This is a genomic window from Cyanobium sp. Cruz-8D1 (assembly GCF_024345975.1).
Taxonomy (GTDB): Bacteria; Cyanobacteriota; Cyanobacteriia; order PCC-6307; family Cyanobiaceae; genus Cyanobium.
Window position 1 is genome coordinate 1 of sequence record NZ_JAGQCD010000090.1, and the last position, 4,129, is coordinate 4,129.

Below are 4,129 nucleotides of genomic sequence, written 5' to 3' on the forward strand. Positions count from 1 at the left end.
GGCAGAGCGACCAGAGCAGTGAAAGGTGCGCGCTGAGAGGCTGAGCAAATGAGCTGTGCATCAATCATGAAGTGGTGACTGCCTACGTCATGTCAAGGTCAGGCCGGCACACCCCGTGAACGGTTACGCCAATGAAGTGCTCTGTGTTGAGCAGCAAGCTCTGATCGACTCGCTGGAGGGCCAATGGCAATAGATAGCGAGTCTTTCTTGTTGGGAATGATTGGGATCGATCCATGGCTGCAGCATCCCTCTCTTGCTTCTGTACTGAATTCGCTCCAAGTCACAACGGATTGCTGGGCTCTTCTCGCCGCCCCTGACGGCTCCAGCCGCAAGGAGCATTACCTGCCAAAGGGCGAGCGGGAGCCTGAGACCGCCTACCGCAAGCGCCTCGACGCCGCCCGTCCCTCCGGTTTCTTCCGCGATGCCCTGCGCACCTACGCCGGCATGCTCAGCCGTGGCAGCTGGATCAGCCTCCCGTCCAGCCTGAGCTCGATCCTCACGGATGTGGACGGTCGGGGCACGGACCTGGGTGTTTTCCTCGCCGCTGCCGACCTGCTGGTGCTGCGCGATGGTGCCGCCCTGGTGCTGGTTCTGCCGCCAGAGCACAGCTGGCCCAGTGAGGGCGACCGCCAGGAGGCCCTGCGCCGCGGTGATCGCCTCTCCCTGCCACGGTTGCAGCTCGTTCCTAGAGCCAACTGCCTGAACTGGGAGCTTCCGGTCTCCTACGGGTTGCCGGGGCGGATCATCTGGCGAGAACCGGTGAACCAGCCCATCAGCACCGAGGCCCTCGGCAGCGAGGGTGCCGTTACCCAGCAGATCCAGGCTCTGCTGGGCGATGCCGACGCCCCCGACCGCTGGCGTTACCGCAGCCTGCAACTGCTCACGGGCGGGGGAGCGATCACCGGACTGCAGCTGGCCCACCACCCCATCTGCGCTGATCCCCAGGCCAGCAGTGGCTGGCGTTGCGACGAACCGGAAGTGACCACCTACGAGGGGCTCAGCCAGCTGCCGGCCTGCTGGTACACCTCCGATGGTTCCGGCTTTGGCGAGGGCGACCTGCCGCACTTGGGCCTGGCGCATCAGTACCTCAATCACTTCCGCTGCAAGAGCGAATACGAAGAACTGCTGAGCCGCACGGCCCTGCCGGTGGGGGTGCGCAAGGGAATGGTCGATGCCATGGGCAACAGCCAGGCCGGACCCGTGGTGCTGGGTCCCAACACCTGCATGGACCTGCCGGCCGATGCCTCGTTCGAGTTCGTAGAGATCCGCGCCCGCTCGCTGGCCGAGCACCGGGCCTGGCTGCAGATCCTCGATGACACCATGCGCCGCGACGCCCTGATCCCATCTCAGAACCGTGGTGCTGCCCGCACTGAGATGGAGATCAGCCTCACCGCCTCCCAGAGCTATGCGCTGCTGCAGGCAATGGCGATCCAGAAAGCCTCGCTGTTCTCCACCCTCCTGCAGCACTGGTGTTCCTTAAGCGGTGAACTCCTCGATCCAGGTGCCGGTCTGCAGGTGACGGTGAGCCCGCTCACCCCACCGATCCAGCCGCAGCCCCAAGTGAAGGAATGGATCGAGCTCTACGACAAGGGCGTGATCAGCCGGGAGGAGCTGCGGCACCAACTGGCTTTGGCGACGGCCAACGCGATCAGCAGTCCAACGCTGGATGACAGCCCAGCGACCCGGGCCGGCGAGGTAGGCCTTGCTCCGGCGCCCACGGCTCCTGTGCCTCTGAGGCAAGAGGAGACAGCCGCGCCTGCAGCCAAATGAGCCAGACCCCCGCCGACTCGCCCTACCGCTGGCGTGCTGCTGACCTGGAGGGGATCCGCATCGCCCTCTCAATCCCGGCTCGGATGGCGGAGATCCGCGCCATCAACGACGCGATGGCAGATCTGGAGCAGCTCTACCCCGACGCCATCCCCACCGCCAGGCGGGAACTGGATGCCATCGCCGCTATCGACACTGAACTGGCAGGGCTGAACCCGGAGCAGCTGATGGCGCCGATCGAAACCCGCCGCAAGGCAGCCATTGCTGATGCACTGCCGGAGGACGGGACGCTGCCGGTCAAGAAGGCCGACGTGATCGAATTCGACACCGAGTTGCTGCGCGAGGAGACCATCACTCGTTTTGGTGTGGGCCTCTCGATCGAACAGGCCCTGCGGCGCCAGCGGGGTAGCCATGCCCAGGCCCTGGTGCTGATGCTGCCGACCCTGGCGAACTGGAGCCGCGACTCCCAGCTGAGCAGCGGTGGCGGGAGCTTCACCGCAGCGCTGGAGCGGGGTTGATCCGTGACCAGTACCCCAACCTTGCCCCCCTCGGCGCTGCAGCCCTACGCCAATGCCCGCATCCTGCTGTTCTCCAACGCCATCCCGGGCGTGCTCGATTCGGAGCGTACCGGACGGTTCGTCTTTGAGGGGTTCCTCAAGCGCCTGCGTGGCATCTCGAGCAAGGAGAACGCCCCCGGACTCGACACGGGGGACTTCACCTACGAGGGCTATCTGACTCGCGGGACGGTGCTGCCACTGACACCGTCCCAACCCTGGGACTGGCTTGCAGCCGACATCAGCTGGAGCACCAGCGGCATCCGGCCGGTGTCTGCCACCACCCCGGCGCTGCTCACCCCCTGCTTTGGGTCCGTCTGGTTGGGGCCGCTGTCGGAGCTGCGCACGCCAGGCCTGCTTCCCTCCCCGACCCGAGGCCAGCTGGGGGCCTTTTCAGTGACCGAGTTCGGTGGGCTCTACGGCGCTGGCGGCATTGGCTCCTTGACCCAGCCGCTACTGGGCGAACGGGTCCAGGCGGCGCTCAAGCCCAACCGGGTGGCGGTGGTGGGCTCCGGCGACAGCCTCAACGTGCTGGCCGAACGCCACGGCACCACCGTGACCACCCTGCGCAGCCTCAATCCCACCATCACCGCCCGCCCGTCGGATCAACTGCCGCTAGGGAGCTGGCTGTTCCTGCCCAAGCGCCGCGCTGCAGCCAACGCCGACACCAGCACCACCGCCCTGCCAGCCGGCTTCTACACGCCCGAGACCCTGGCGACCTACCTGGGCGTTTCCCTTTCCACCATCTACAGCTGGAACTCCAGCGGCTACGGCCCTCCCTTCGTGAAGCTGGGCAATCTCGTTCGCTACACCTACGAGGAAGTGGAGCTGTGGCTGGCGCGGCAGTTGGAGCTATCGCGAGGCTGAGACCTAAAGCCGCGGCGGCCGCTTGGCCGTGTCGATCAGAAGGTTGTGCATGAGCTCGTTGCTGCTGATCAGCAGGTGAGCCATCCAGGTGCCCGTTAACCGGGGCTCAGCGACCGCATCACCACGGCAGCGAGCCACCTTCTGCTCGATCTCGGCTAGCTCCCGGCCGATGTTGCGCACCATCACCTCAGTGGTCTCGCGGGGGGTGGGGCGGAGCGGCGTTTGCATCAGCTCCACTCTGGCGTCAGTACTCAGCGCCATGGCAATAGGTGGAGAGCACAGCCCGGATGGGGTGCTCATCCACGACAGCCGCGATGGGTCATGGCCACTGCCACCACTTCCAACACTGCTCCTACCGCCGCCGCCGGCCAAGGGGCTGATGACAATTACTCCGCCACCGGTCTGGCAAGCGAACCCGGGACTGGCGATGTCCAGGTCTCAGGTGATACCGCCGACAGTCAAACGCCTTCCCAATCTGAGGCGGCTTTTAGCGCCGCAGACGACAGTCGTTCCTCCGACCCCCTACGGGCGGAGCGGCGCAAAACCAACCAGCTAGAGAAAGAGATCCGCACGCTCAAGCAGCAGCTGAACCGCTTCTCCGAGATCAACCCTGAGGAGTACTCCCGCCTGCAGGACGCTGAACGCCAAAAGCAGATCCTTGAGCAGCAGGTGGAACTGCGCGAGCGCCAGATGGAGGAGGCATCCGCCCAGAAGGTGGCCGCCGTTGCTGCTGAGCGCGATGACGCCAAGCAGCAGATCCTGCAGCTGCGTAAGGAGCGTCTACTGGAGCGTGCCTTCTCGGAAGCCGAGGGCCGCTGTCCCGCGTCAACCCCCTTGGCCGATTCGCGACAACCAAGTTGGCCGGTGAGGGCCCCCAGGTTGTCGCCGGCGACAACCTGGGGGCGGCGACACGAAAAGTGAGCCACTCCGCTACCAGAAGC

General features: G+C 65.6%; 5 protein-coding genes. 4 read left to right on the plus strand and 1 reads right to left on the minus strand.

Translation table 11 applies throughout. The features are described 5' to 3' along the window. Positions 1-216 precede the first annotated feature (216 nt). Genes KBZ33_RS21110 through KBZ33_RS21760 form a run of 3 tightly spaced genes read left to right on the plus strand, consistent with a single transcriptional unit; the run spans position 217 to position 3,188 of the window. Positions 217-1,770 (plus strand): DUF4055 domain-containing protein, encoded by a 1,554-nt coding sequence (locus tag KBZ33_RS21110; protein ID WP_255011980.1) that lies wholly within the window; start codon positions 217-219, stop codon positions 1,768-1,770. Next, positions 1,767-2,285 (plus strand): hypothetical protein, encoded by a 519-nt coding sequence (locus KBZ33_RS21115; RefSeq protein WP_255011981.1) that lies wholly within the window; start codon positions 1,767-1,769, stop codon positions 2,283-2,285. Before KBZ33_RS21110 ends, KBZ33_RS21115 begins: the two co-directional genes overlap by 4 nt. A 3-nt stretch (positions 2,286-2,288) precedes the next feature. Further along, the gene (locus KBZ33_RS21760) at positions 2,289-3,188 is read left to right on the plus strand and encodes a helix-turn-helix domain-containing protein (protein WP_255011982.1); all 900 of its coding nucleotides are present in this window, start codon (positions 2,289-2,291) and stop codon (positions 3,186-3,188) included. A 3-nt stretch (positions 3,189-3,191) separates the two neighbouring features. Here the strand turns inward: KBZ33_RS21760 and KBZ33_RS21125 are convergent, their stop codons facing one another. Next, positions 3,192-3,416: a hypothetical protein gene (locus KBZ33_RS21125; RefSeq protein ID WP_255011983.1), complete on the minus strand. Its 225-nt coding sequence runs from the start codon at positions 3,414-3,416 to the stop codon at positions 3,192-3,194. 93 nt (positions 3,417-3,509) lie between these two features. On the opposite strand from KBZ33_RS21125, the gene KBZ33_RS21130 reads away from it, so the two are divergent. Then, entirely contained in the window at positions 3,510-4,109 is a 600-nt protein-coding gene (locus KBZ33_RS21130; protein WP_255011984.1) for a hypothetical protein, read from the plus strand. The last annotated feature ends 20 nt before the right edge of the window (positions 4,110-4,129 follow it).